We start from the raw sequence: 24,721 nt of genomic DNA, 5'->3' as shown, positions 1-24,721 counted from the left end.
GAGATCGTCCGGCGCGCCGGACCACGGCCTGCCGGGCCCGAGGTGTTCAGACCAGGCGCCGGACGGACCGCACCGTGCCGTCGTCGTGGAGCGTGTGGGCCAGCCACCCCGCGTCCGGATCGCCCGACGCGGCGGTCATGTCGGGGCGGACCAGGATCGGCCCGGCGAGGCTCGGCGCCGTGACCTGCGCGATTCCGTCGCCGGACCACGCCAGATACTTGTGCGTGTGCCCGGCCGCGACGAGGGCAACGTTGGCGTCCCGGATCAGCGCGGCGAGCCGGTGCCCGGGCGCCGTCGGCACGCTCAGCCAGGAGTCGTTCCCGGTGTCCTCCGGCCGGGGCCCGAGCGACTCGTGCAGGAACACCAGCTTCGGGCGCGGGTCGCCCGCGGCCAGCGCCGTCCGCTCCAGCCAGTCCCACTGCTCGGCCTCGCGCGGGGTGCCGCTGCCCAGCACCTGGGCGTTGATCCCGATGATCGTCCACGAGCCGAGCTGCAGGCTCCGGAACGACGGCCCCCAGCGCGCCTCCCACGCGGCGACCCGCTCGGCGGTGACGAGCTTGCCGTGCCAATCGGCGGGCAGGCCCCGCCGCAGCTGATGATCACCGACATCGTGGTTGCCCGGCAGGACCAGCGTGGGTACGCCCAGGCTCGCCACCGCCGCGGCTGCCTCTGCTTGGTCGGCCTCGTCGTCGGGATCGTCGACGACGATGTCGCCGCTGACCACCACCAGCGCGGGCGGGTCGGCGCTGACCTGCTCGGCGAAGGCGGCCCAGTGCCGGCGTCCCAGCTCGGCGCGCTCCGGGCCACCGGAGGCGCCGAGGTGGGGATCGGAAACCTGCAGGATCGTCGTGCTCACTGTGCCCCTCGAAGGGTCGGCAGCAGGTGCTCGGTCAGGAACCGGGCCACTCCGTCCTCGTCGTTGCCGGCGGTGACGCTGCGGGCCGCGGCCTTGACGTGATCGGCCGCATTGCCCATCGCCACCCCGAGCCCGGCGGCGGTGAGCAGCGGTAGATCGTTGTGCTCGTCGCCGAAGGCCACGACATCGGCGAGCCCCAGGCCGATCGACTTGGCCCACAGCGCCGCCGCGGTCGCCTTGCTGACCCCGGCCGGCGCGACCTCGGTGACGCCACCGAGGGAGTCGGTCACGTCGTAGGCCCCGCCGAGCACGGCGGCGGCCGGGGCCAGCAGCTCGGCCGGCTTGATCCCGGCCACGGACATCACGAGCTGGTGTGCCGTGCCGGCGGGCTCCGGCGTGACGCGGTCGGGGTGGGCGTCGCGCAGGATCGGCTCGGTCCGGGTCAGCTCGAGGAAGGCCGCGTCGCAGCCGAACTCGGTGCCCGACTCCCAGCCGAACCCGGCTCCGGGCCACTGCGCGCGCAGCCGTTCGATCGCCGTCCTGGTGTGCTCGGGGGACAGCGCCTGCTCGGCGAGCAGCGTCCCGGTGGCGGCGTCGAGCACCGCCGCGCCGTTCGACACGATCAGCGCGGTGAAGAGCTTGATCACCTCCGGACCGAGCACGGCCTCGATCAGGCGGAGGGGTCGGGCCGAGGCGACGGCGAGCGTCAGCCCCGCGTCCCGGGCCGCGGCCAGGCCGGCCACGGTCGCGTCGGTGACGGTACGCCGCGAGGTGAGCAGCGTGCCGTCCAGGTCGGTGACCAGCAGGCGGGGTCGGCTGGGGGAGAGAGCTTCAGGTGGCACGTCGGGCTCCGGTTTCGGTGTCGAAGGTGTGGACCTGGTCGCGCGACGCGACCAGGGTGATCTCGTCGCCGATCGGCGCGTCGGCATCGACCCGTGCGCGCCAGAGGATCTCCCCGGCCCGCACGTGCAGAATCCGATCGGCGCCGAGCAGCTCGCAGCGCTCGAGCCGGCCGCTGACGACGAAGTCGTCCTCGGCGGCCGGGCGGGTCCCGGCCAGCCCGAAGTGCTCGGGCCGGATGCCGACCGTTTCGGCGTACCCGCCAGCACGCTCGACATCCGGTGCCGGATTGAGGTTCATGTTGCCGAGGAACTCGGCCACATAGGTGCTCGCCGGCCGTGCGAACACCTTGTCCGGCGGTCCCGCCTGCTCGATCCGCCCGCCCCGCATCACCACGACCGTGTCGGACATGGTCATCGCCTCGGTCTGGTCGTGGGTGACGTAGAGGATGGTCGAGCCGATGGCGCGCTGCAGGGCGACGATCTCGGTACGCAGCTCGTTGCGCAGCTTGGGATCCAGCGCGGACAGCGGCTCGTCCATCAGGAGCAGCCGCGGCCGGCGTACCAGCGCCCGACAGATGCCGACCCGCTGCCGCTGCCCACCAGACAGCTCGGCGGGCAGGCGGTTCATCAGGTGCTCGATGTGCATGATCGCGGCGACCTCGGCGGCGCGGGTACGCCGCTCCGCGGGGGCCACCTTGGCCATCTTCAGCGGGAACTCGATGTTCTTCGCCACGGTCTTGGCCGGATAGAGCCCGAAGGTCTGGAAGACCATCGCGACATCCCGGTCGACCGGGGCCAGCCGGGTGACATCGCGATCGGCGATCAGCAGCCGGCCGGAGCTGGGCTCCTCCAGGCCGGCGACGATGCGCAGCAAGGTGGTCTTGCCGCAACCGGACTCGCCGAGGATGGTGGTGATCCGGCCCGCGTCGGCGGTCAGCGTGATGTCATCGAGGATGCGGGGCTCGCCGGGACGAAAGGTCTTCGTCACCGATTGCACGGTCAGCGCGGCGCTCATGATCACTGCGCAGCGAGCAGGTCGGCCGTGGCCGCCTGCAACGAAGTGACGGCCTCTGCGGCGGGGGTCTCCCGACGCAGCACGCGGAGCTGGCTGTCCACGTAGGCCTTGCTGTACTCGGCGTGCGCGCCGCCCGGCAGCGACACCCAGGGGGTGGTCTGCTGCTCGCGCACCGCGACCCAGTCGGGGTTCTTCTCGTAGACATCCGCGAGGTACGCGGGGTCGTCGGCGACCGACGGCAGCAACGGGATGGTGGCCGTGGCAGCTACCGTCCTGGTCACGGCCTCGGGGCTGAGCAGCGTCTGCAGCGCGTCGCAGACTGCCCGCTGACGCGCGGGATCCTTGGTGGTGATCACGAAGCCGTTGGTGGAGCTGACCGCGACCTGCTTGCCCCCGTCCATCGTCGGCACCGGGGCGAGCCGGATCGAGACCTTGCCGCTGGCCTTCAGCGCCGGGTAGCCCGAGGCCGAGGTGATGATCATGCCCAGCTTGCCGGCCGCGAAGGCCTCGTTGGCCTCGGCGAAGAAGTTGGAGTAGACGGGGCTGCTGCCGTCGCCCGCCATGGTGGCGAACAGGTCAAAGGCCGCCGTGCCGCCGGGGCTGTCGATCCCGAGCGCCTTGGTCTGCGGGTCATACACCCGGCCGCCGAGCGAGGCGACATAGCCCTGGAAGTTGTAGTCGTTGCCGAAGTACGCCGTGCCGCCGGCGGCGCCGGTGGCCGCTATCGCCTTGGCGGCCTCGTGGAACTCGCTCATCGTCGTCGGCGGCTTGTCCGGATCGAGGCCGGCCTTGACGAAGAGGTCGTCGTTGTAGAACAGGGCATTCGGCGTGACGTACCACGGCACCTGGTAGCTGGTGCCGTCGACCGCGATGCCGTCGAGGACGCGGCGGTCGAGCTCGGCGCCGGACTCGGTGAGGCAGGCATCGGCGGGCTGCGCGGCGCCCGCGTCGATCATGGTCTGGTAGGTGGCATTGGTGACCCGGACGGCGTCTGGGCCCTTGCCGGAGGCGAGGTTGACCAGGGCCTTCTGTGCGGTGTCGACATCGGTGTCGGCCGACATCTGCAAGGTGACGGGCGCCGCGGCGTTCGCGGCGTTGTAGTCGTCGAAGAGCTGCTGCAGCAGCTCACCGTTCTGGGCCGACTGGCCGGAGACGATGATCACCGGGCTGTCGGTCGTCGAGGCCGTGCTGTCGGGGGAGGCGCAACTGGTCAGCACCAGAGCCGCGATGGTCGAGGAGGCGAGCAGGGCGAGGGCAGGGATACGGACGGAACGATTCATGATGATCTTCCTTGTGCTGAGCGTTCGGGGGCAGGGCGAGGAGCTCGAACGGCGCTGGCCGAGCGAGTGGGGTGAGTGGTCGTCGGGGCTGGTCAGCCGGTCTGGCCCTTGAGGGCGAGGCCGCGGATGAACTGACGCTGGGCGATCAGGAACGCCGCGAGCAGCGGAAGTACGGACAGGGTGGCCATCGCCATCTGGGGGCCGTAGTCGGTCACGGCATCGGAGTTGACGAAGCTGATCACGCCGAACGGGATGGTCGCCGAGGACTGGTCGGTGAGAACGAAGGATGGCCAGAAGTAGGCGTTCCAGGCGGCGGTGATGGTGAACACCCCGAGCGAGGTGATCGCGGGGCGGCTCGATGGCACGACGATCTCCAGCAGCACGGCGAGCGTACCGGCCCCGTCGATCCTGGCGGCGTCGAACATCGACTGCGGCAGCGAGACGAAGTACTGGCGGAGCAGGAAGATCGCGAAGGCGTTGCCGACGAAGGGCAGGATCAACGCGGGCAGGGTGTCGATCAGGCCGACATTGCGGAAGACCAGGTAGATCGGGATCGCGATCACCTGGAAAGGCAACAGGATGAGCAGGCCGAGCAGCCAGACCCCGACCGTCCGGCCGGCGAAGCGCAGCCGGGCGAGGGCATAGGCCGCCGGGACACAGACCACCACCTGCAGCAGGAATGTGGCGAGGCAGACGATGATCGAGTTGCGGTAGTACAGGGCCAGTGGGACCCGCTCGGCGACCTCGACGAAGTTGCCGAGGGTGAGGTTGGCCAGATAGCGGCCGGCCAGGATGTCGTCGGTCGGGGTGAACGCGCTGAGCAGCATCAGCGCGATCGGTCCCAGGACATAGACCGCGCCGAGGGCGAGCAGGCCATGACGGGCGAGTTGCGGAATGATCTTCATCGGACGGCCCCGGCTTCCAGGCGGCGGGCGTACCCCGTGCGTTGGACGGCGGTGACCAGGATCGACAGGGCCAGCAGCGCGAGCGACAGGACCGCGGCCCGGCCGATGTCGAAGAAGTGCACGCCGCGTGACCAGATGGCATAGGTCAGGGTGGTGGTGGAGTTCAGCGGGCCGCCCGCGGTCATCGCCGCGATCACGTCGTAGGCCTGCAGCGCCGAGCTGGCCGTGACCGCGAAGGCGAACACCGTGGTCGGGCCGAGCGCCGGCCAGGTCACGTGCCAGAACCGGCTCCAGTCGCGCGCGCCGTCGATGGCGGCGCTGTCGTACTGATCGCCCGGGACCGTGCCGAGGGCTGCGAGGTAGAGGACGGTGATCAGCCCGAACTGGTGCCAGATGCCGACGATCGCGATCGCGCCCATCGCCAGATTCGGGTCGCCGAGCCAGTCGCGAAGGCCGAACAGCGGGCCGAGGACGGTGTCGACGACCCCGGTGTCGGGCCGGAACATCCAGCGCCAGACCGCGCTCATCGCGACGAGCGTGGTAGCCGCCGGGAGGAAGTAGACGCTGCGCCAGAAGCCCTGCCCGCGGGTGAGGCCGTTGATCGCCAGCGCGACGATCAGGCCGAGCGCGAGGGAGGGCAGGACGGTGAGCAGGCCGTAGGTGACCGTGTTGCGGATGCTGGTGACGAACTCCGGGTGCTGGAGCTCCGTGACGAAGTTGTCCAGCCCGGCGAAGGTCATCGTGCCGCCGATCAGGTTCACCCGGAACAGGCTGAGCGCCAACACGATGATCAGCGGGGCGATCACGAACACGATGATGCCGAGCGCTGCCGGGCCGATGAGCAGCATCGGCACCACTCGATTGCGGGCGTCGCTCACAGCCCACCGCCTTCGACGAGTTCCTGGATGCGGGCCAGCGACGCGCGATGTTGTCCCGGGTTCATGTTGATCACCGAGAGCACCAGCGCGTCGGCCACCGCCAGGAAGGACAACCGCGACGCCCAGGCCTCGACCCCGGCCCCGACGACGCCGGCGCCGACAACGAGCGCATGATCGGCGTGCTCGGCGAGCGGCGTACGCACGAACGAGGTGACGCCGACGATGGTGGCGCCGGTCGCCGCCGCGTCGTGCAGCAGGTCGATGACCGGCTGGTAGGTCCCGCCGTGCAGGAAGACCAGGCAGACATCGGCCGGCCCGAGCCGCGCCGCCCGGATCCGCTGGATCTGGCTGTCGGCCGGCGCGTCTGCGGAGATGCCGAGGTGGTTCAGGCGGTAGGCGACGTCCAGGGCGACCGGCGCACTGAGCGCCGCCCCGATGGCGAGGACGTGGCGCGCCTCGGCGATCGCGGAGACCGCGGCGGACAGCGCGGCGGGGTCGACGGACTCGGCCGTCTTCCGCAGCGACTGGGAGCCGATCGTCGCGATCTTGCGCAGGGTCTCGATCGGGGTGTCGGCCGACTCGAGCGGCGTTGCGGATTCCAGGGTCGGTTCGGTGATGGCCAGCGCGATGGCGAGCTGCTGGTAGCCGGCGAAGCCGACACTGCGGGCGAAGCGGATGACGGTGGTCGCGGAGGTGTCGGCCCGGGCGGCGAGCTGTGCCGCCGTGGAGCCGATGACTGCGCGGGGGTCGGCCAGGACGATCTCGGCAACGCGCCGCTCGCTCGCCACCAACGAGCCGAGCGCCGCCTGGATGCGGGCGATGGCGGTGGGCTGTTTCGTCACGAGAGGAACGCTAGGGGCCCCGGGCGACTCATGTATGGCCATAACATGAACGATTCATGTTATGTATTCTCATGACATGAACTAGTCGGCGACACCGTAGAGACGGTCGCCGGCATCGCCCAGGCCGGGCACGATGAAGCCCTGTTCGTTGAGCCGCTCGTCCACCGCCGCCACCACGAGCGTCGTGGGCACCTCCAGCTCGGCCAGCAGTTCGCGCATCCGGTCGATCCCCTCGGGGGCGGCAAGCAGGCAGATGCAGGTGATGTGGTCGGCCCCGCGATCAACCAGGAACCGCACCGCGGTGGCGAGCGAACCGCCGGTGGCGAGCATCGGGTCCAGCACATAGCACTGGCGCCCGGAGAGATCGGTCGGCAGCCGCTCGGCATAGGTCACCGGCTGCAGCGTCTCCTCGTTGCGGACCATCCCGACGAAGCCGACCTCGGCGGTCGGCATCAGCCGCGACATCCCCTCCAGCATCCCGAGCCCGGCGCGCAGGATCGGCACCACCATCGGCCGGGGCTCGCGCAGGCGTACCCCGGGAGCGGCCGCCACCGGTGTCGGCACGGTGGTCGGCTCCACGCGTACCTCGCGGGTGGCCTCGTAGGCCAGCAGGGTGACCAGCTCCTCGGTCAGCCGGCGAAAGGTCGGCGAGTCGGTGTCGCGGTCGCGGAGCAGGGTCAGCTTGTGTGCCACCAGCGGGTGGTCGACGACGCGGAGTTCCACAGGTGGCACTTTGGCAGACGGCCGGAGAGGTCTGAGCGAACCTGCCGCATTTGCCGGTGCCGCTGGCGGTCACGATCTGTCACCATGGGGCGGTGAACGGGAGGCGGAGATGAGCGATTACGACGTCGACGACTACGAGTCGTTCGATCTGGGCCGTGCCGGTGGGTCCGGTACGCCGTCGCGCCGCGAGACCGATGCCGCGGCCGAGGACTCCGACTTCGACGAAGACGACGACGAACTGGACGACGAGCCCGAGGATGCCGAGGACGACGAGATCGATCTCGTCCTCGCGGTCTACCGGGAGGACGGCGTCGCGGTCGCCCGCGCGCTGCCGAAGGAGCTGGCCAACGATCTGGAGGAGCTGATCGTCCAGCTCCGCCGGCTGCCGGGCGATGCCGGCGCGATCGGATTCGTCTCGCTGGTGGGCGAGGTCTTCGTGATCGTGCGGGTCCGGGGGCGCATGGTGCAGACGCTCGTCTCCGACGCCGCGTCCGCGACGGAATGGCCGATCGCGCGCGACATCGCCGACTACCTGGGCGAGTCCGACATCGACGAGGACGAGGCCGAGCCGCTCGGTGATCTTGGTCTGCTCGCCGATGTGGGGATCAGCGAACTCGATCTCGAGGGCTTCGTCGCCGAACTGGACGATGACGCCGACTCCGACGAGGTCGTTCTCGACATCGCCGACAAGCTCGGCGTCGGGCGCGAGGTGCGCCGGGTGGTCGACGCCGAGTTCGCCTGATCGTCGATGGCGTCGCGCTGGGATGCCGCGATGGCGCAGGCGCTGGATCGGGCGCGGGCCGCGGCCGATCATGGTGACATTCCGGTCGGCGCGGTCGTGCTGGATGCCGACGGCGCGCTGATCGCCGGTGCCGGGAACGAGCGGGAGCTGACCGGTGACCCGACCGCGCATGCCGAGGTGCTGGCGCTGCGCCGGGCCGCGGCGCGGCTCGGGGAGTGGCGGCTGTCCGGCTGCACGCTCGTGGTCACGCTGGAGCCGTGCACGATGTGTGCGGGTGCGTCGGTGCTGTCCCGGGTGGCGCGGTTGGTCTTCGGGGCCTATGACCCGAAGGCGGGCGCGGTCGCATCGCTGTTCGACGTGGTACGCGACCCGCGGCTGAATCACCGGCCCGAGGTGATCGGCGGCGTACGGGCCCAAGAATCCGACGCCCTGCTCACCGCGTTCTTCGCCGGGCGGCGCTGACGCCGCGGATGCGGGCGCGAGCGGGGCACAGGCCCGCATATCGTGTGCAATCATGCTCGACATGACGCAACTGCGGATCGCTGATGTCGCGCGCCTGCTGGCCGTCAGCGACGACACCGTACGCCGCTGGGTCGCCTCCGGCGCGCTGTCGGCCGGCACCGACGGCGCCAACCGCAAGGTGATCGACGGTCGCGAGCTGGCCCGGTTCGCCGGGGAGCGGGCGCCCGGCGTACCCGAACCGGTCGGGCTGACCAGTTCGGCGCGCAACCGCTTCGTCGGCCTGGTCACCAAGGTCACCCGCGACACCGTGATGGCCCAGGTCGAGCTGCAGTGCGGGCCCTACCGGGTGGTCTCCCTGATGAGCAGCGAGGCCGCGGACGAGCTCGGGCTCGAACCCGGTGTGGTCGCCACGGCGAGCATCAAGTCGACCAATGTCGTCATCGAGGTGCCGGAGGAGAAGTCATGATCATCGCGACGCGACGCGGGGTGGCGCTGCTGGTCGCGGGGGCAATCGCATCGCTGGCCGCCTGCGGCGGCAACACCGGGCAGCCCACGACCGGCGAGGCTGGCGGGCGTACCCTCACCGTGTTCGCGGCCGCCTCGTTGAAGACCACCTTCACCACGATCGCCGACGACTTCGAGCAGGCCAATCCCGGCACCACCGTCGCGCTGAACTTCGACGGTTCGGCCAACCTGGTCCAGCAGATCCAGCAGGGCGCGCCGGCGGATGTGTTCGCCTCCGCCAACACCGCGAACATGACCAAGCTGACCGACGCCGGTCTCACGGCCGCCGAGCCGGTCGACTTCGCGAGCAACACGCTCCAGATCGCGGTCGCACCCGGCAATCCCTTGCAGGTCAAGGGATTGGCCGATCTGGCCGATCGGGAGATCGTGACCGTGCTCTGCGCGCCGCAGGTGCCGTGTGGCGCTGCGTCGGTTACGGTCGAGGAGGCCGCCGGCATCGACATCGCACCGGTCAGTGAGGAGCAATCGGTCACCGATGTGCTGAACAAGGTCGCCAGCGGCGAGGCCGACGCCGGGCTGGTCTACCGCACCGATGTCAGCGCGGCGTCCGACCGGGTCGCCGGTGTGGAGTTCCCCGAGTCCTCCGCCGCCGTGAACGTGTATCCGATCGCCCGGGTCGGCACGAGCGGCCAGCCCGACCTGGCCGACGCGTTCATTGCCCACGTCACCGGCCCCGACGGCCAGCGGGTGCTGGCCGACGCCGGTTTCGCACGGCCGTGACGGAGGCGGTGGCGAGGCGGCGCGCGTCGAGGCGGTCCCGGGGCGACGCGGTCCGGGTGCCGCGCTGGCTGCTGGCTCCGGCCGCGATCGGCGCCGGCTTCGTGTTGCTGCCGCTGGCGGCGATGCTGATCAAGGTCGACTGGGCGCGGTTCCCCGCCCTGATCACCAGTGAATCATCGCGGGCCGCGCTGCTGCTGAGCGTGCAGACATCGGCGGCGAGCATGATCATCTGCGTGCTGCTCGGCGTACCGCTCGCCGTGGTACTCGCCCGAACGAGCTTCCCCGGACAGTCCCTGCTGCGATCGCTGGTGCTGCTGCCGCTCGTCCTGCCGCCGGTCGTCGGCGGCATCGCCCTGCTCTACACCTACGGCCGGCTCGGGCTGCTCGGGGCGTACCTGCAGATCGCCGGGATCAACATCTCCTTCACCAGCACCGCCGTGGTGCTGGCCCAGGCGTTCGTCTCGATGCCCTATCTGGTGGTCAGTCTGGAGGGTACGCTGCGCAGCTCCGGTGAGCGCTACGAGCGGGTCGCGATGTCGCTCGGCGCCGGGCCGAGCGCCACGCTGTGGCGGATCACGCTGCCGCTGGTGCTGCCCGGCCTGGTCTCGGCGGCGATCCTGGCGTTCGCGCGCTCGCTCGGCGAGTTCGGGGCCACGATCACCTTCGCCGGCAGCCTGCAGGGGGTGACGCGGACCCTGCCGCTGGAGATCTACCTGCAACGCGAGACCGACCCCGACGCGGCGGTGGCCCTGTCACTGCTGCTGGTGGTGCTGGCCGTCGCCGTGATCTGGCTGGTCCGCGGCTGGCAGGACGACCGGGGTGCGGGTCGGTGAGTGCGGGTACGCCGTCGCCGCCCGGCCTTCGGCTTCGCGCGGGAGTGGCCGATCGCGGGTTCGATCTCGAGCTCGAGGTGGACGCGGGCGAGTGTCTGGCCGTGCTCGGTCCGAACGGGGCGGGCAAGTCGACGCTGTTGTCGGTGATCGCGGGGTGGCTGCGGCCCGATCACGGCCGCGGCATGATCGGCGACCGGGCGATCTTCGATCTCGACACGGGCCTCTGGCTGCCGCCCCATCGCCGCGAGGTCGGCCTGCTCGCCCAGGCAGCGCTGCTGTTCCCGCATCTCACGGTGGCCGAGAATGTCGCCTTCGGGCCGCGCAGTGCGGGCGCGGGGCGAACCGAGGCCGCCGCCCGCGCGCGACACTGGCTGTCCGAGGTCGACGCGGTCGAGTTCGCCGGTCGTCGACCGGGGGCACTGTCCGGCGGGCAGGCGCAGCGGGTGGCGATCGCGCGCGCCCTGGCGGCCGAGCCGCGGGTACTGCTGTTGGACGAGCCGCTGTCCGCGCTGGACGTCGACATCGCCGTCGGGATTCGGCAGTTGCTGCGGCGAGTGCTGGCCGAGCGTACCGTCGTGATCGTCACCCACGACGTGCTCGACGCGTTGCTGCTCGCCGACCGGGTGGTGGTGTTGGAGGGCGGGCGGATCGCGGAGTCCGGGCCGACCGCGGAGGTGCTGGCGCGACCGCGCAGCCGGTTCGGGGCGCGGTTCGCCGGCCTGAACCTGCTGTCCGGTGTCCGCGCGGGTGATCATCTACGCGCTCCGGACGACACGGTGATCATCGGGCACGTGATCGACGAGGAGCGCCTCGGCACGGGTGCGGCCGTGGCGGTGTTCTCGCCCAGCGCGGTGGTGGTCTCGACGGATCGGCCCGTTGGGGTGAGCACCCGCAACGCCTTCGAGGCGATGATCACGGAGTTGGAGCCGCTGGGCGAGAGGATCCGCGTACACACCGATCGGTTCGCCGCCGACGTGACCGCGGCGGCCGTGGCCGAGCTCGGGCTCGCGCCCGGCCGGCCGGTCGTGTTGTCGGTCAAGGCCAGCGAGGTCGAGATCTACGCGGCATGACACGACGAGGGCCCCGCGCGATCGCGGGGCCCTCGCGTCTGGTTGCGGTGCCGGTCAGCCCTGGGCTTGGGCCTGCAGCTCCTTGGCCTTGGCCTCGGCCTCGTCATAGCGATCCGGGTACGCCGAGCGCTGGACCGACTGGGCAAGCTGGCCCGCGGTGTAGCCCGGGTTGTTCGCGTCGTTCGGGATCGCCTGGTCGAGGTAGGCATTGGTGGCGTACTCGACATTCGTCACCTGCTCGGGCGTACCCCAGCCGGCGGACGGGCGCTGCTGGAAGACGCCGAGCGAGTCGCTGTCGCCACAGTTGAGGTTATTGGCGTGGGACTCGACCCAGGCGGCCTCGTAGGCCGACAGGCGCACCTTGGCCGACGCATCGCGCTCGTCGAGCTCGCGCTCGATGATCGTCAGGACCTCGGGATCGGCGTTCGCCGGGACCTCGCAGGACGCGGTGTCGGTCGCCGACACGTGGGTGCCCTCGTTCGGGGCCGCGACGGCGGTGCCCGCGAGCGGACCGAGCAGGCCGAAGGTGGCGCCGGCGGCGACGGCCAGGCCGGCAAGACCGCGGACGGCGGGGGTGTGGGTACGCGTGGTCATTTCAGTTCTCCTTGTGTTTCTGTGTTTCCGGATTGTTGAAATTGTCGAAAGGGGGTCGTGCTCAATTGATGGTGATGTATTGGAGCGTGAAGTCGGTGCCCGATGTGTCGCGCTGCTTTTCCGCGACCTGCGAGTCGGCCTTGGGTCCGGAGGTGTTGCCCTCGATGGTCGTCACCGTGCCGTCGCCGATGGACTTCACGATTCCGATGTGGTCCCAGACGCCGTTCTTGTCCCAGTCGTAGACGATGAAGTCCCCGGTCTTCGGTTCGGTGGTCAGGGACAGGCCGTTGTTGGCCTCGGCCAGGTCGACATAGGCCTCGACCCCGACCTCGTTGTGCGGCTGGAGACCGAGCTGGTCCTGGGTGACCCAGGAGGTGAAGCCCGCGCACCACGCGTCATCGCTGGTGTTGAGGTAGTCCCACTCGCCGTAGAAGTACTTGTCCGCATCGGGGCCGGCGACGGTGCCGACCTGACTTTCTGCGGTCTCGACGATCTTTTGCCGCTCGGGATCGGTGGGTGCGGCATCCGCCGGTGCAGCGCCCGGCGCGCCTGCCATCAGCCCGACCGCGGTCAGCGGTATCGCCGCGATGGTCAGTTTCCGGAACATGGGGTGGTTCACTCCTTGAATTCGGACTCTGATGTGGCTCTTTGTCTGTTCCGTTTCGGATCGGTGGCGGTTGCCGGTCGATCCACCCACCACGTAATCGGAGTTCGCGGTCCGGGTGCAATGGCCCGACCGGTCGCATCGCCGATATCGCCGATGATGATCATGGGCAGGCGGCGTCCCGGCGGCATCAGCGCGTATCTCGATCTGATTACGAAACGTTCCACATCGTGAGATGGAGCGATCATCTCCGCCGCAGTTGATCATGGCGCCCGGCGCGCTCGCGCGGCCGACATGCAAACGGGCCCCGCGATCGCGGGGCCCGGCTGGCGGTGACGGTGGGATTTGAACCCACGGTAGGTCTCCCTACACTCGCTTTCGAGGCGAGCTCTTTCGGCCGCTCAGACACGTCACCGCCGGTCAGGATACCGGCAGTTCACCCGCGATTTCCAATCGCGACCACACCGCGCGCAGCGGCGCGGATCGGCCGCGGGCCCCAGGGGTGATGCGAGAGACTGTGGCCCAGGTGGGGAGGTGAGCGCGATGGTCGAGCTGTCGATTGCGGTGCTCGCCGGGTCCTTGGTCGTCGTGGTGGCCATCCTCGCCACCCGGTTCGGCTCGCGGTTCGGCCTCCCGTCGCTGTTGATCTTCCTGGCGATCGGCGCCGCGATCGGCGACTCCGGACTCGGTGTCCGATTCGACAACTTCGAGCTCGCCAATGTGATCGGCTTCACCGCGTTGGTGCTGATCCTGGCCGAGGGCGGTCTGACCACCCGATGGACCGAGATCCGTGGCGCCATCGGGATCGGTGCGCTGCTCGCCACCGTGGGCATCGTCGTCTCCATCGCCGTGGTTGCCGTGATCACCCACTTCGCCCTCGGCCTGGACTGGTGGATCGCGGTGCTGCTCGGGGCCGTCTGTTCGCCGACCGACTCGGCGGCGGTCTTCTCGGTGCTGCGTCGGCTCCCGCTGCCCCAACGCCTGCGATCCGTGCTCGAGGCCGAGTCGGGCTTGAACGACGCGCCGACCGTGCTCGTGGTCAGCATGGTCTCGTTGATCGCCGCGGGCAGCGCCACCCTCGAGAGCTCGGGCGGCGTGCTCGGCACCATCGCGCTCGGCGTCTTCGAGCTGGTCGTCGGCGTCGCCTGCGGGGGCCTGGTCGGCTGGCTGGGGATACGCCTGCTGCGCTGGGTGAACCTGCCCTCCTCGGGGCTGCAGTCGATCGCGACCCTCGCCCTGCCCTGCCTCGCGTTCGGCGTCGCCTCGGTGTTGCACACCTCCGGCTTCGCGGCCGTGTACGCCGCGGCGGTGCTGATCGGCAATGCGCGGCTGCCCTTCCGGACGGCCACCCGCTCGTTCGTGGAAGGGGTCGGCTGGATCGCCCAGATCGGCCTGTTCGTGATGCTCGGGCTGTTGGCCAGTCCGGCTCGGATCACCCCGCACGTGATCATGATCGCGCTGGTCGCCGGCGCCGCGCTGACCTTCCTGGCCCGCCCGCTGTCCGTCCTCGTCTGCACGATCTGGTTCCGGCTCGGTTGGCGCGAGGACATCTTCTTGTCCTGGGCCGGCCTGCGCGGCGCGGTCCCGATCATCCTGGCCACCGTGCCGCTGGTCGAGGGCGTGCCCAATGCGCTGTTGCTGTTCGACGTGGTCTTCGTCTTCGTGATCATCTTCACCCTGTTGCAGGCGCCGACCCTGCCCTGGCTCGCCCGACGGCTCGGCCTCGCCGACACCGAGCCCGACGAGGTGGACCTCGAGGTCTCCAGCCTGGACGAGATCTCCGCCGACCTGCTGCAACTCCGGGTCGCGCCCGACTCGCGCCTCGCGGGAGTGGAGGTCGGCGAGCTGCGGCTGCCGCGCAATGTGGCCATCTCGCTGGTGATCCGCGGCGACGCGATGTTCGCTCCCGGCGCCGCCGAGGTGATCCGGGCCGGAGACACGCTGCTGATCGTCAGCCCGGCCGCCCTGCGGGGCGCGGTGGAGAATCGGCTCCGGCTGGTCAGCCGGCACGGCCGGCTGGCCGGATGGCGGCGGGCCGCCCGGCGTACCCTCCGCGGAGACGGTACGCCGTGACGGTGCGCCTCAGTTGGCGGTACCGGGCTGGATGAGCTGGGGCAGGCAGATCTGCGGCTCGGCGTAGTCGATCCGATTGGCGGCATCGTCGACGAATCCCGGGTACTTCTCGCCGACCCGGATCTCGACCGAGCGATCCGCCCGGCCGTCGCCGACGATCTCGGCATCACGGAAGAATCCGGCCACCAGCTGCACCTCGGGATTGTCGGGCGCGGCGCCGACGATCATCGTCCCGGCCGGCCGGCCGGCGTCGTCGCCCTCGTAGTTCGAGGTGCTGGCCACGACGAAGCCCTTGTCCTGCAGTGCCTTGGTCACCTCGGCGGCCAGGCCGCGGCGCCCGCCCGCGTTGAACACGCGCACCGTGACCTGCTCGGCCTTCAACTGACCGTCGGTCACCGGCTGCGGTTCGCACGGCTCGACCTCCGGCGGTGGCGGCGGCGCGGTCAGCCAGTCATAGCCGACGCGGAACCCGACGAACAGCAGCGCCAGCAGCGCGAGCAGGGTCAGCGGGGTCTTCAGGCCCCGCAGTACGCGTATCGCGGTGTCCGAGGTCGGTTCGTCCACCGCTACTTGAGCTCCAGGACGCGCGCATGCATGGTCTGGCGCTGCTGCAGGGCTGCCCGCAGCGCCCGGTGCAGCCCGTCTTCGAGGTAGAGGTCTCCCTGCCAGAACACGACATGGGCGAACAGGTCGCCGTAGAACGTCGAGTCCTCCTCGAGCAGTGCCTCGAGATCAAGATTGCGCTTGGTGGTGACCAACTGATCAAGGCGTACCTGATGCGGCGGGATCGCTGCCCACTGCTTCTGGACATAGCCGTGGTCCGGATACGGCCTGCCGTCGCCCACGCGCTTGAAGATCACGCCCGACACTGTAGCCAACGCCTCCAGCGGTCCCGCGCGGTCCAGGTCACGATTTGGCGTCCATTGCCTGATGCTTTGCCAAGAGATTGCTGGGGAGATTGCCTGCTGGGCCGCCGGGGGAGTGTGCCAACCTATGGCCATGACCGAGCCTGCCGCCCAGCAACCCGAGGCCACCGAGAAGGCGCCGGAGCGCTCCGGTGATGCCGAACGCATCACCCAGATCACCGAGGGCTATACCTTCGACGAACCCGCGATCGACCTCGGCGTGCTCGTCGAGGCCGACGAGCCGGTCCCGGCCGCCCGGGTACGCATCCCGCTGGCCATGATGAACCGGCACGGGCTGGTCGCCGGAGCCACGGGTACCGGCAAGACGAAGACCCTTCAGGTGCTCGCCGAGCAGTTGTCCGAGGCCGGCGTACCGGTATTCGCGGCCGACATCAAGGGCGACCTGTCGGGCATCTCGGCGCCGGGTCAGCCCTCGGACAAGCTGACCGCGCGCGCCGCGAAGATCGGCCAGGACTGGCAGCCGACGGGTTTCCCGGTCGAGTTCTATGCGCTCGGCACGGACGGCACGGGCACGCCGTTGCGCGCCACCGTCTCCAGCTTCGGGCCCGTGCTGTTGTCGAAGGTGCTCGATCTGAACGAGGTCCAGGAGTCCTCGCTGGGGCTGGTCTTCTCCTATGCCGACCGGGCCGGCCTCGCGCTGCTCGACCTGTCCGACCTGCAGGCCGTGCTGACCTTCCTGACCAGCGACGAGGGCAAGGACGAGCTCGGCTCCATCGGTGGCCTGTCCAAGGCCACGGTCGGCGTGATCTTGCGCAGCCTGACCAATCTCGCCGATCAGGGCGGCGACGAGTTCTTCGGCGAGCCGGAGTTCGACACCGAGGACCTGCTGCGGGTCGGGCCCGACGGCTTGGGCGTGATCTCGCTGCTGGAGCTGCCGAATGTGCAGAACCGGCCCGCGCTGTTCTCGACCTTCCTGATGTGGCTGCTGGCCGACCTGTTCGCGACGCTGCCGGAGGTCGGGGACGCCGACAAGCCGAAGCTGGTGTTCTTCTTCGACGAGGCGCACCTGTTGTTCAAGGATGCGTCGAAGGCGTTCCTGGAGGCGATCGGCCAGACGGTACGCCTGATCCGCTCCAAGGGGGTCGGCGTGTTCTTCGTCACCCAGACGCCGAAGGACGTGCCCGAGGACGTGCTGGCCCAGCTCGGCTCGCGCGTCCAGCACCAGTTGCGCGCGCACACGCCGAACGACGCGAAGGCGCTGAAGCAGACGGTCGCGACCTTCCCGACCAGTTCCTACGACCTCGGTGAGGTGCTGCAGACGCTCGGCATCGGCGAGGCCGTGGTCACCGTGATGGACCCCGACGGCGCGCCGACCCCGGTGGCGTGGACCCGGATGCTGGCGCCGCGGTCGCTGATGGCGCCGGCGCCGGCGCAGGACGTGAGCGCCGCGGTGCAGGGTTCGCCGCAGTTCGCGAAGTACGGCCAGGCCGTCGATCGCGAGTCCGCCCGGGAGAAGCTGGCCGCGCGGCTGACCGCGGGCGCGCAGGCCGCGGCCCCGCCCGCTGCTCCGGCACCGGCGCCCGGCCCGGACGCGCCGCCGGAGCCGCCGCGCGAGCGCCACACGAAGGCGGAGCCGGGGCTGTTGGAGCAGCTGTCGAAGAACACGATGGTCCGCCAGATCGGGCGTACCGCCGCGCGGGAGATCTTCCGCAGCATCTTCGGTAATGCGCGGAGGCGCTGACCCGACTCGACATTTTGCTTAGGCTCACCTAACCTCGCTTGCGGCCCCACCCGCAGCGAGAAAGCAGGCCCATGTCGAAGCCGTACCGGATCTTCCGCACCGAGGTGCTGCGCGCGCAGCGGATCAGCCCGAGCTTCGTCCGGGTGACCCTGGCGGGCCCCGAGCTCGCTTTCTGCGGCGCCACCCTGCTCGACCAGCGAGTGAAGTTGATCTTCAGCACCGATCCGGAGACGCTGGCCGGCGCCGACGACTGGTACGCCGCGTGGCGCGAGCTCCCGGACGAGCGTCGGCCACCGATGCGCACCTACACGCTGCGCGATGTCCGCCCGGAGGCGGGCGAGGTGGACATCGACTTCGCCTGTCACGGCGACGCGGGGCCGGCGTCGCGCTTCGCGCTGACCGCCGCGCCGGGTCAGCAGGTGTTACTGGTTGGGCCGGACGCCCGGGTGCCCGGCCACGACGCTTCGGGCGTCGCCTGGCAGCCCGGGCGGGCGCGTGAGCTGCTGCTCGTCGGCGACGAGACCGCCGCGCCGGCGATCTGCAATATCTTGTCGGTGCTGCCGGCCGAGGCGACCGGCCTGGCCGTGATCGAGGTGCCCCATGCCGACGACGCGCAGCCGGTCGAGGCGCCGGACGGCGTCGAGGTGCGCTGGGTCGCCCGAACCGGCGAGCGGGTCGGCGACGACGCCACCCCGCATGTGCTCGAGTGGGCGCGGCAGCGTACCTCCGGCGTGCCGGGCGAGGGTGTCGAGGAGACCGACCGCGAGCGCGACGGGCTGCTGATCTGGGAAGAGGCGTCGGCCGACGAGGACCGGTACGCCTGGCTGGCCGGCGAGGCCGGCTGGGTGACGGGCCTGCGCCGCAGCCTCGTCAACGAACTTGGTCTGCCGCGCAAGCAGTTGTCCTTCATGGGCTACTGGAAGGACGGCGTCGTCGCGGTCGGTTGATGATCAGGAGTCGCGCAGCGGACCGTCGATGATGACCTTGATCATCGGCGCGGGATCGATCTGATTCGGGCTGAGGTCCAGCGCGACGGTGTTCGCATCGATCAGGGTGAGGCGCTTGCCAGGCTGATCATGGAGCCGCGGACGGTGCCGACGACGGAATGATCACCTGGGTACGCCCGCGCGACGCGTCGTGTCCGACGTGCCGCGCGGGCGTACCGGCTCAGCGGGTGCGGCGGCGGCGCTGACGCAGTGCCGAGCGGCGCTCGTAGCTACGGGCCGCCTCGCGGCTGAGCTGGGACTGGCTCTTGGCCAGGGCGTGCTGGGCGCTGATGCTCAGCGCCGCATAGGGGCTCTTCACAATCCAGGGTGTAGTTGGGGCCTGAATCCACCGGCCTCGAGGAGGGCTCGGGCGATGTAGTTGGTGAGGTTGCGGAAGCCGAGGGCGGAGCCGCGCAGGTGCTCGAGTCGGCCGTTCACGGCTTCGGTGGGGCCGTTGCTGGTGCGGGGTCGGTCGAAGTAGGCCAGGACGTCCTCGGCCCGCTTGCCCAAGGTGCGACCGAGCTTGCGCAGCTCGACCAACGCCTTGGGCACGCCGTTTGCGAGGGCGTTGATCACGGAGCTCATCTCGACGCGGCCAGCGTGGCCCCTCGATCAGGTGTTGGATGCCGTGGTCAGGCGACTGCCCCACTCTGCGGCATGGGTGATCGCTTCTGCGGGTCCGTGGATGGTGAATGGGGCGTGGAGTGCGGCGAGGGCGAAGGTGGCCCAGTCGAGGTCGCTGGTAGGGATCCGGACAGCGCAGGCGTTCTCACTGATCGGCGTCGCTTCACCCCATCCACCGAGCTTCTCCTGCACATCTTCGGCGGATGCCTGCACGGTCGCGGTGACCTCGTAGATCGTCCATGCGTCGTAGAGCCGGCTACGGACATACTCGGCCGGGTCTTCCACGGGCAGGGGTTTCGGGGTGAAGGTTTGCCGGGTTCGTTGCGGGTTGCTGGCGCGGTCGATGCGGAAGATGCGCCAGTCGGCCCGGTCCAGGTCATGGGCGATGAGGTAGAGCCGCTGGTCCAGGGACACGACGTGGTGGGGCTGGATGCGCCTGCTCGTCGATGCGCCCTTGGCGTCGGTGTAGTCGAAGGTGAGCGTTTCGTGGTCACGGGCCGCTAGGGCGAAGGTCGTCAGCACGGTCGTGTCTACCGCGGCGGGGCTGCCGTAGGGACCGGGCAGGGTCGCCACTCGTTGCAGGGAGTCGATCCGGCGTCGGATCTTGGCGGGGAGTACCTGCACGATCTTGGCGAGCGCAGTGACGGCGGCACTCGCTTCTGTCGGGTGACTTCCGGTTGCGGCGTCCTTCAGTGCGATGACGACGGCGGCCGCTTCGTCTTCGTTGAGGACCAGTGGGGGTAGGGAGCCGCCGGGGGCGAGTTGGTAGCCGCCTCCGATGCCGCGGGTGGTGGTGATCGGGTAGCCGAGGTCTTGCAGGCTCTCGACGTCGCGGCGCAGGGTGCGGGGGCTGACCTCCAGGCGGCGTGCGAGTCCTTCGCCGCTCCAGTGCCGTCGGCTTTGCAGGAGCGTCAGGAGTTCCAGGACGCGGGCGCTGATCGTGGACATGTCATCACCCTACGATTCCTTCCGGTCATATTCTGACCACAATGGCGGGTTTGCTGGAGTCATGGTTCACGACACACAGGACATGATCGAGGTGGACGCGCTGCGGCGGGTCTACCCGGGCCCGGACAAGCAGGACGTGGTCGCCGTCGATGACATCTCGATGCGCGTGCCCCACGGCCAGACGCTCGCGATTCTCGGCCCCAACGGGGCTGGCAAGACCACGCTGATGAAGATGCTCACCACCCTGCTGCCGCCCACGTCGGGCACAGCGTGCGTGGCGGGCATGGACGTGACCCGCGAGGCCCGCAAGGTGCGGTCGCTGATCGGTTACGTCGGTCAGGGCAACAGTGCAGGACACACACAGCGCGCCCGCGACGAGGTCATCTCCCAGGCGCGCATCTATGGCGCGGATCGGGCCACCGCGGCCCGTCGGGCGACCGAGTTGTTCAAGACGTTCGGCCTGGAGGGGATGGAGCGGCGACGGACCCAGGAGATGTCCGGCGGTCAGCGTCGCCGTCTCGATCTCGCGATGGGGCTGTTACATCACCCGAGCCTGCTGTTCCTCGACGAACCCACCACCGGGCTCGACCCGCAGAACCGAGCAAACCTGTGGGATCACATCCGTCAGATCCGCGACGAGACCGGCATGACCGTCGTGGTCACCACGCACTACCTCGACGAGGCCGATGCCATAGCCGAACGCATCCTCATCGTCGACCACGGTCGCATCCTCGCCGACGGCACCGCCAGCGAACTCAAGCAGACCCATGTCGGCAGCCACGTCAACCTGGAGACCACCGGCGAATCCACCGCCCGCAACCTGGCGGCACAGCTCGAGGGGCACCCCGACGCCCTCGACGTGACCACCGAGGCGAGCAGCATCCGCATCCGCGTACGGGATGCGCGGTCCGCGCTGCCCGGACTGATCGGCCACGCATCCCAGCAGGGCATCTCGATCACCAGCGCACATGCCCACGCGCCCACCCTCGACGACGTCTTCCTCATCCTCACCGGCCGCAGCCTCCGCGACGCCGCCACGACCGCCCAGGAGTCTCAGTGACCACAACGCCTATCAAGCGAAGCCTCATCCACGACAGCGTGCTGATGACCGCACGCGAGCTGAAGCCAGCTCTGACTGACCCCTTCTACCTGATATTCGGGCTCGTCCAGCCGATCTTCTTCCTCCTGCTGTTCGGACCCTTGGTGCACGCCGAAGCGGGCACGTCCCTGGCATGGTTCGTCCCCGGAATACTGGTCATGATCGCACTGTTCGGCACCGCGGGGGCGGGGTCGGGGCTGCACGCCGACATGATCGACGGGAGCTTCGAGCGCATCCTTGTCACACCCCTGAGCCGATCCGCGCTATTTCTGGGCAAGTCGCTCAAGGAGTTCTTCCCCATCGTCATCCAGGCCGTCGTCATCACCGTCGCCACTGTGCTCTTCGGTTTTCGCCCGAACCCACTCGGTCTGCTCCTCGGCATGGTCCTGCTGGGCATCATCGGAATGGGTATCGGCGCTTTCAGCTACACCCTCGCCCTGGCCACCCGTAAACACGACTGGATGTTTTGGATCGTGCAACAGACACTGCTCTTCCCTCTCATGATCCTCTCCGGCATCCTCCTCCCGCTGGACGGGGCACCTGCATGGATGCGTGTTCTCTCCACCGCCAACCCCCTCACCCACGTCGTCAATGCCGAACGCGACTTGTTCGCCGGCCAGCTAGCAACCGGCAACGTCGGCTGGGGATTCCTCGCCGCCCTCCTCACCGCCAGCCTCGGAATCTTCGCTGGTCTCCGCGCGCTGCGCAGCACCAGCCGCTAACCCGAACCTCGATCACCAACCTCAACCACAGGAGCAACATCATGCGTACTCTCATCACCGGAGCCACAGGCCTGGTCGGACAGCACCTCGTCCACGCCCTCGCAGACCAGACCGACGTCGTCGCCCTCTCACGAAACCCCGACCGCGCACGCGACCTCCTCGGCAACCGCGCAACCGTACGCACCGGCGATCTCGCCGCTCCGCAGACGCTCGCAGACGCCTTCACCGACATCGACTCACTCTTCTTGTTTTGCGTGCCAGAAACCGCATCCGAAGTCGTCCGCCAAGCCCGAGAAGTCGGCGTCCAGCACATCGTCGTCCTCTCCGCGGCAGCAGTCACTCTCGGCTTTGACTACGGGCACCACTCGGCCGTCGAAGCAGCAGTCAAGGACAGCGGGCTCGCGTGGACCATGGTCCGGCCCGGCGAGTTCATGGCCAACATGCTGCCCATCTGGGGACCCATGATCCGAAAAGACCGCCGCGTGCGGTACCCCTTCGCCGACGACATCGTCGGAGCCCCAATCCACGAAGCAGACATCGCCGACATCGCCGCCATCTCCCTCCTCGATCCCCCGAAGCACGCGGGGCAGGAATACACCATCACGGGGCCCCGCGCCTACACGATCCGCGAACAAATCGCAGCCATCAGCCGCGCACTCGGCGCAGAGATCGCATTTGAAGAAGTCACACGTGAACAAGCCCGCGTCATCCTCCACGAGCTGGGCGGCCAGGCCGCGGAGACCGCAGACCTACTCCTCGGATTCACCGACTACGACGGCGCGGCTCCCGACGACGGGGAATACTCCGAACAGGACTACTCCGAACTCATGAAACCCTCGCCCACATACCGTGACCTCATCGGCCACGACGGACGCGACTACGAACGGTGGGCCGGAGACCACCGCAACGACTTTCGCTGAACCACCCCAACGGGCCGCCCCGCCGCAGAGAGCGGCAGGGCGGCCCACCACCACAGAAGCCCACAGCAGTCGGACTAGTTCGACACCGCAATCCGGCTTGTATGACTTGGAGGGCCTCCCGGTGAGCGGGTGGTGGTCGCTACGGTGATCGTGGGAGAAGGCTCCGGGTCTCGCCGGTATCCGGGCTCTTCCCAGATGAGGGTGTAGGCGACGCAGCAGCCGTGGTGGGAGGGCGCGGCGCGTCGGTGCCCGGATAGTGGTCGAGGCCTTCCGAGGATGGAAGTTCTCACACTGCCCATCCAGGAAGACCTCGACGTGCCTGACGCTACCTTCGCGACCCCTGATGTGACGACTTTCTGCCGCCTCGACGAGCTCGGTCTCGTGGTCGTGGGCCAGCAGGTGGAGCCGGACCGCGCGGTGCTCCTGTGCCGCGTCGAAGAGGACGATGCGGCGCGCTGGTGCCGGCGCTGCGGCTGCGAGGGGAGGGCGCGGGACACCGTCACCAGGGAGCTGGCCCACGAACCGCTGGGGTGGCGGCCGACCACGCTGTTGCTCACGGTCCGCCGCTACAAGTGCACCGGCTGCGGGCACGTCTGGCGGCAAGACACCACCCGTGCCGCCGAGCCCCGAGCGAAGCTGTCCCGGACCGCGCTGCGGTGGGCGCTGGTCGGACTCGTCTGCCAACACCTCACCGTTGCTCGCCTCGCCGAGGCTCTCGCCGTCTCCTGGGACACAGCCAACGCCGCTGTGCTGGCCGAAGGCCAGCGGCTCCTGCTGGACGACCCGACCCGATTCGATGACGTGAAGGTGATCGGCGTCGACGAACACGTCTGGCGTCACACCCACCGCGGCGACAAGTTCGTCACCGTCGTCATCGACCTCACCCCGGTCCGCGACAAGACCGGGCCATCGCGGCTGCTGGCCATGGTGGAGGGCCGCTCCAAGGAAGTGTTCAAGACATGGCTCGCTGCCCGGCCCAAGGCCTGGCGCGACGGCCTCGAAGTCGTCGCCATGGACGGGTTCACCGGCTTCAAGACCGCCACCACCGAAGAGCTTCCGCAGGCCGTCGCCGTCATGGATCCCTTCCACGTCGTCCGCCTCGCCGGCGACGCCCTCGACCGCTGCCGGCGCCGGGTCCAGCAAGAACTGCACGGCCACCGCGGCCGCAACACCGACCCGCTCTACAGATCCCGACGCACCCTGCACACCGGCGCCGACCTGCTCACCGACCGCCAGACCCAACGCCTCACCGCCCTCTTCGGGGACGACGACCACGTCCAGGTCGAAGCCACCTGGGGCATCTACCAGCGCATGATCGCCGCCTACCGACACCCCGACCGCACCGCAGGCCGACAGGCCATGAGCAACCTCATCACCAGCCTGACCTCCGGCGTCCCCGCCGCGCTCACCGAGCTCGTCACCCTCGGCCGCACTCTGTCCAAGCGGGCAGAGGACGTCCTGGCCTACTTCGACCGACCCGGCACCAGCAACGGCCCCACCGAAGCCACGAACGGCCGACTCGAACACCTCCGCGGCTCCGCCCTGGGCTTCCGCAACCTCACCAACTACATCGCCAGAAGCCTGCTCGAGACAGGCGGATTCAGACCCCAACTACACCCTCGATTGGGATGAGCCCGCATAGGGGGACAGGGGATCGAGATGTCGCATGAGAGGTCCTTGCTGCGTTGACGTTTCGGGCGGCTGGGCCCGTGGGCCCGGGTGATCGTTCCGGGCGGCGCGACGGGAAGGTCAGCGCAAGGACCCGGAACAGGCGAAGACGGCGGCGACGCCGGCGGTCGTATTGTTGATCATCGTCTTCCTCCCTTCCGTTGGTGACTGACGATCACGCTA

General features: G+C 69.5%; 27 protein-coding genes, 1 tRNA gene and 1 pseudogene. 13 read left to right on the top strand and 16 right to left on the bottom strand.

Annotated features, from left to right (window positions below; all coding sequences use genetic code 11):
• Positions 1-46: 46 nt before the first annotated feature.
• The 8 genes from ACXDC7_RS01530 to upp form a co-directional block, all read right to left on the bottom strand.
• Complete coding sequence (locus ACXDC7_RS01530) at positions 47-856, bottom strand: metallophosphoesterase family protein (protein WP_459220945.1); 810 nt, start codon at positions 854-856, stop codon at positions 47-49.
• Entirely contained in the window at positions 853-1,698 is an 846-nt protein-coding gene (locus tag ACXDC7_RS01525; RefSeq protein WP_459220944.1) for a Cof-type HAD-IIB family hydrolase, read from the bottom strand. Before ACXDC7_RS01525 ends, ACXDC7_RS01530 begins: the two co-directional genes overlap by 4 nt.
• A complete protein-coding gene (locus tag ACXDC7_RS01520) occupies positions 1,688-2,713 on the bottom strand; it encodes an ABC transporter ATP-binding protein (RefSeq protein ID WP_179445144.1) in 1,026 nt (341 codons plus the stop codon). The genes ACXDC7_RS01525 and ACXDC7_RS01520 overlap by 11 nt, the downstream gene beginning before the upstream one ends.
• Positions 2,714-2,715: 2 nt before the next feature.
• On the bottom strand, positions 2,716-3,993 hold the full coding sequence (locus tag ACXDC7_RS01515; protein WP_459220943.1) for an extracellular solute-binding protein: 1,278 nt from the start codon (positions 3,991-3,993) through the stop codon (positions 2,716-2,718).
• 92 nt (positions 3,994-4,085) lie between these two features.
• On the bottom strand, positions 4,086-4,898 hold the full coding sequence (locus ACXDC7_RS01510) for a carbohydrate ABC transporter permease (protein WP_459220942.1): 813 nt from the start codon (positions 4,896-4,898) through the stop codon (positions 4,086-4,088).
• Complete coding sequence (locus ACXDC7_RS01505; protein ID WP_179445147.1) at positions 4,895-5,776, bottom strand: ABC transporter permease subunit; 882 nt, start codon at positions 5,774-5,776, stop codon at positions 4,895-4,897. Before ACXDC7_RS01505 ends, ACXDC7_RS01510 begins: the two co-directional genes overlap by 4 nt.
• On the bottom strand, positions 5,773-6,618 hold the full coding sequence (locus ACXDC7_RS01500; protein WP_459220941.1) for a MurR/RpiR family transcriptional regulator: 846 nt from the start codon (positions 6,616-6,618) through the stop codon (positions 5,773-5,775). The genes ACXDC7_RS01505 and ACXDC7_RS01500 overlap by 4 nt, the downstream gene beginning before the upstream one ends.
• Positions 6,619-6,699: 81 nt before the next feature.
• The gene (gene upp, locus ACXDC7_RS01495; RefSeq protein ID WP_459220940.1) at positions 6,700-7,341 is read right to left on the bottom strand and encodes a uracil phosphoribosyltransferase; all 642 of its coding nucleotides are present in this window, start codon (positions 7,339-7,341) and stop codon (positions 6,700-6,702) included.
• Positions 7,342-7,450: 109 nt separating this feature from the next.
• Between upp and ACXDC7_RS01490 the strand changes: the two genes are divergently transcribed.
• From ACXDC7_RS01490 to ACXDC7_RS01465, 6 genes are read left to right on the top strand one after another with little or no spacing between them, the layout of a single operon-like run.
• Positions 7,451-8,083 (top strand): tRNA adenosine deaminase-associated protein, encoded by a 633-nt coding sequence (locus ACXDC7_RS01490; RefSeq protein WP_459220939.1) that lies wholly within the window; start codon positions 7,451-7,453, stop codon positions 8,081-8,083.
• 30 nt (positions 8,084-8,113) lie between these two features.
• Positions 8,114-8,545 (top strand): tRNA adenosine(34) deaminase TadA, encoded by a 432-nt coding sequence (tadA, locus tag ACXDC7_RS01485; RefSeq protein ID WP_459222790.1) that lies wholly within the window; start codon positions 8,114-8,116, stop codon positions 8,543-8,545.
• A 52-nt stretch (positions 8,546-8,597) separates the two neighbouring features.
• Entirely contained in the window at positions 8,598-9,011 is a 414-nt protein-coding gene (locus ACXDC7_RS01480) for a TOBE domain-containing protein (RefSeq protein WP_459220938.1), read from the top strand.
• Positions 9,008-9,790: a molybdate ABC transporter substrate-binding protein gene (modA, locus tag ACXDC7_RS01475; RefSeq protein ID WP_459220937.1), complete on the top strand. Its 783-nt coding sequence runs from the start codon at positions 9,008-9,010 to the stop codon at positions 9,788-9,790. Before ACXDC7_RS01480 ends, modA begins: the two co-directional genes overlap by 4 nt.
• A gap of 56 nt (positions 9,791-9,846) precedes the next feature.
• Positions 9,847-10,623, top strand: a complete 777-nt coding sequence (locus ACXDC7_RS01470) for an ABC transporter permease (RefSeq protein ID WP_343045916.1) — start codon at positions 9,847-9,849, stop codon at positions 10,621-10,623.
• Positions 10,624-10,667: 44 nt separating this feature from the next.
• Positions 10,668-11,693, top strand: coding sequence for a sulfate/molybdate ABC transporter ATP-binding protein (locus ACXDC7_RS01465; RefSeq protein ID WP_459220936.1), 1,026 nt, complete (start codon positions 10,668-10,670; stop codon positions 11,691-11,693).
• A 54-nt stretch (positions 11,694-11,747) separates the two neighbouring features.
• On the opposite strand, the gene ACXDC7_RS01460 is transcribed toward ACXDC7_RS01465, so the two are convergent.
• The 3 genes from ACXDC7_RS01460 to ACXDC7_RS01450 all read right to left on the bottom strand — a co-directional run bounded on the left by ACXDC7_RS01460 (position 11,748) and on the right by ACXDC7_RS01450 (position 13,306).
• The gene (locus tag ACXDC7_RS01460; protein ID WP_179445154.1) at positions 11,748-12,287 is read right to left on the bottom strand and encodes a hypothetical protein; all 540 of its coding nucleotides are present in this window, start codon (positions 12,285-12,287) and stop codon (positions 11,748-11,750) included.
• A gap of 61 nt (positions 12,288-12,348) precedes the next feature.
• Positions 12,349-12,894: a CHAP domain-containing protein gene (locus tag ACXDC7_RS01455; protein WP_459220935.1), complete on the bottom strand. Its 546-nt coding sequence runs from the start codon at positions 12,892-12,894 to the stop codon at positions 12,349-12,351.
• A 324-nt stretch (positions 12,895-13,218) separates the two neighbouring features.
• A tRNA-Ser gene (locus ACXDC7_RS01450) sits at positions 13,219-13,306 on the bottom strand.
• A 128-nt stretch (positions 13,307-13,434) separates the two neighbouring features.
• Between ACXDC7_RS01450 and ACXDC7_RS01445 the strand changes: the two genes are divergently transcribed.
• Positions 13,435-14,964, top strand: a complete 1,530-nt coding sequence (locus tag ACXDC7_RS01445; protein WP_179446532.1) for a potassium/proton antiporter — start codon at positions 13,435-13,437, stop codon at positions 14,962-14,964.
• A 9-nt stretch (positions 14,965-14,973) separates the two neighbouring features.
• Here the strand turns inward: ACXDC7_RS01445 and ACXDC7_RS01440 are convergent, their stop codons facing one another.
• Entirely contained in the window at positions 14,974-15,528 is a 555-nt protein-coding gene (locus ACXDC7_RS01440) for a LytR C-terminal domain-containing protein (protein WP_459220934.1), read from the bottom strand.
• Between the two features lie 2 nt (positions 15,529-15,530).
• On the bottom strand, positions 15,531-15,824 hold the full coding sequence (locus ACXDC7_RS01435) for a type II toxin-antitoxin system VapB family antitoxin (protein ID WP_133755753.1): 294 nt from the start codon (positions 15,822-15,824) through the stop codon (positions 15,531-15,533).
• Between the two features lie 139 nt (positions 15,825-15,963).
• Between ACXDC7_RS01435 and ACXDC7_RS01430 the strand changes: the two genes are divergently transcribed.
• On the top strand, positions 15,964-17,571 hold the full coding sequence (locus tag ACXDC7_RS01430) for a helicase HerA-like domain-containing protein (protein WP_218843810.1): 1,608 nt from the start codon (positions 15,964-15,966) through the stop codon (positions 17,569-17,571).
• A gap of 71 nt (positions 17,572-17,642) precedes the next feature.
• Positions 17,643-18,518 (top strand): siderophore-interacting protein, encoded by an 876-nt coding sequence (locus ACXDC7_RS01425; RefSeq protein WP_179445158.1) that lies wholly within the window; start codon positions 17,643-17,645, stop codon positions 18,516-18,518.
• Positions 18,519-18,738: 220 nt separating this feature from the next.
• Here ACXDC7_RS01425 and ACXDC7_RS01420 read toward each other — a convergent pair whose 3' ends face one another.
• The 3 genes and pseudogenes from ACXDC7_RS01420 to ACXDC7_RS01410 all read right to left on the bottom strand — a co-directional run bounded on the left by ACXDC7_RS01420 (position 18,739) and on the right by ACXDC7_RS01410 (position 20,129).
• The gene (locus tag ACXDC7_RS01420) at positions 18,739-18,876 is read right to left on the bottom strand and encodes a hypothetical protein (protein WP_459220933.1); all 138 of its coding nucleotides are present in this window, start codon (positions 18,874-18,876) and stop codon (positions 18,739-18,741) included.
• Positions 18,873-19,121: pseudogene (locus tag ACXDC7_RS01415) on the bottom strand (transposase); the annotation flags it as partial. The gene ACXDC7_RS01420 and the pseudogene ACXDC7_RS01415, both read right to left, overlap by 4 nt.
• A 48-nt stretch (positions 19,122-19,169) precedes the next feature.
• Positions 19,170-20,129, bottom strand: a complete 960-nt coding sequence (locus tag ACXDC7_RS01410) for a helix-turn-helix transcriptional regulator (RefSeq protein WP_459220932.1) — start codon at positions 20,127-20,129, stop codon at positions 19,170-19,172.
• Positions 20,130-20,190: 61 nt separating this feature from the next.
• Here ACXDC7_RS01410 and ACXDC7_RS01405 point away from each other — a divergent pair, with 61 nt between their 5' ends.
• From ACXDC7_RS01405 to ACXDC7_RS01390, 4 genes are all read left to right on the top strand, one after another.
• On the top strand, positions 20,191-21,189 hold the full coding sequence (locus ACXDC7_RS01405) for an ATP-binding cassette domain-containing protein (RefSeq protein ID WP_459220931.1): 999 nt from the start codon (positions 20,191-20,193) through the stop codon (positions 21,187-21,189).
• Positions 21,186-21,950 (top strand): ABC transporter permease, encoded by a 765-nt coding sequence (locus ACXDC7_RS01400; RefSeq protein WP_459220930.1) that lies wholly within the window; start codon positions 21,186-21,188, stop codon positions 21,948-21,950. Before ACXDC7_RS01405 ends, ACXDC7_RS01400 begins: the two co-directional genes overlap by 4 nt.
• A gap of 41 nt (positions 21,951-21,991) precedes the next feature.
• Positions 21,992-22,870 (top strand): SDR family oxidoreductase, encoded by an 879-nt coding sequence (locus ACXDC7_RS01395; RefSeq protein WP_459220929.1) that lies wholly within the window; start codon positions 21,992-21,994, stop codon positions 22,868-22,870.
• A gap of 315 nt (positions 22,871-23,185) precedes the next feature.
• Complete coding sequence (locus ACXDC7_RS01390) at positions 23,186-24,502, top strand: ISL3 family transposase (protein WP_459222789.1); 1,317 nt, start codon at positions 23,186-23,188, stop codon at positions 24,500-24,502.
• The last annotated feature ends 219 nt before the right edge of the window (positions 24,503-24,721 follow it).

It is taken from the genome of Naumannella huperziae (assembly GCF_054073625.1).
Note: the sequence above shows the minus strand (reverse complement) of the source record. Positions and strands in the feature narration are given on the sequence as shown.

What these genes read in the sequence shown, in the direction of transcription:
- ACXDC7_RS01520 (WP_179445144.1), bottom strand. Translation starts at nt 2,713, where the DNA reads ATGAGCGCCGCGCTGACCGTGCAATCGGTGACGAAGACCTTTCGTCCC.
- ACXDC7_RS01515 (WP_459220943.1), bottom strand. Translation starts at nt 3,993, where the DNA reads ATGAATCGTTCCGTCCGTATCCCTGCCCTCGCCCTGCTCGCCTCCTCG.
- ACXDC7_RS01510 (WP_459220942.1), bottom strand. Translation starts at nt 4,898, where the DNA reads ATGAAGATCATTCCGCAACTCGCCCGTCATGGCCTGCTCGCCCTCGGC.
- ACXDC7_RS01490 (WP_459220939.1), top strand. Translation starts at nt 7,451, where the DNA reads ATGAGCGATTACGACGTCGACGACTACGAGTCGTTCGATCTGGGCCGT.
- tadA (WP_459222790.1), top strand. Translation starts at nt 8,114, where the DNA reads ATGGCGCAGGCGCTGGATCGGGCGCGGGCCGCGGCCGATCATGGTGAC.
- ACXDC7_RS01480 (WP_459220938.1), top strand. Translation starts at nt 8,598, where the DNA reads ATGCTCGACATGACGCAACTGCGGATCGCTGATGTCGCGCGCCTGCTG.
- modA (WP_459220937.1), top strand. Translation starts at nt 9,008, where the DNA reads ATGATCATCGCGACGCGACGCGGGGTGGCGCTGCTGGTCGCGGGGGCA.
- ACXDC7_RS01460 (WP_179445154.1), bottom strand. Translation starts at nt 12,287, where the DNA reads ATGACCACGCGTACCCACACCCCCGCCGTCCGCGGTCTTGCCGGCCTG.
- ACXDC7_RS01455 (WP_459220935.1), bottom strand. Translation starts at nt 12,894, where the DNA reads ATGTTCCGGAAACTGACCATCGCGGCGATACCGCTGACCGCGGTCGGG.
- ACXDC7_RS01445 (WP_179446532.1), top strand. Translation starts at nt 13,435, where the DNA reads ATGGTCGAGCTGTCGATTGCGGTGCTCGCCGGGTCCTTGGTCGTCGTG.
- ACXDC7_RS01430 (WP_218843810.1), top strand. Translation starts at nt 15,964, where the DNA reads ATGACCGAGCCTGCCGCCCAGCAACCCGAGGCCACCGAGAAGGCGCCG.
- ACXDC7_RS01425 (WP_179445158.1), top strand. Translation starts at nt 17,643, where the DNA reads ATGTCGAAGCCGTACCGGATCTTCCGCACCGAGGTGCTGCGCGCGCAG.
- ACXDC7_RS01410 (WP_459220932.1), bottom strand. Translation starts at nt 20,129, where the DNA reads ATGTCCACGATCAGCGCCCGCGTCCTGGAACTCCTGACGCTCCTGCAA.
- ACXDC7_RS01405 (WP_459220931.1), top strand. Translation starts at nt 20,191, where the DNA reads ATGGTTCACGACACACAGGACATGATCGAGGTGGACGCGCTGCGGCGG.
- ACXDC7_RS01395 (WP_459220929.1), top strand. Translation starts at nt 21,992, where the DNA reads ATGCGTACTCTCATCACCGGAGCCACAGGCCTGGTCGGACAGCACCTC.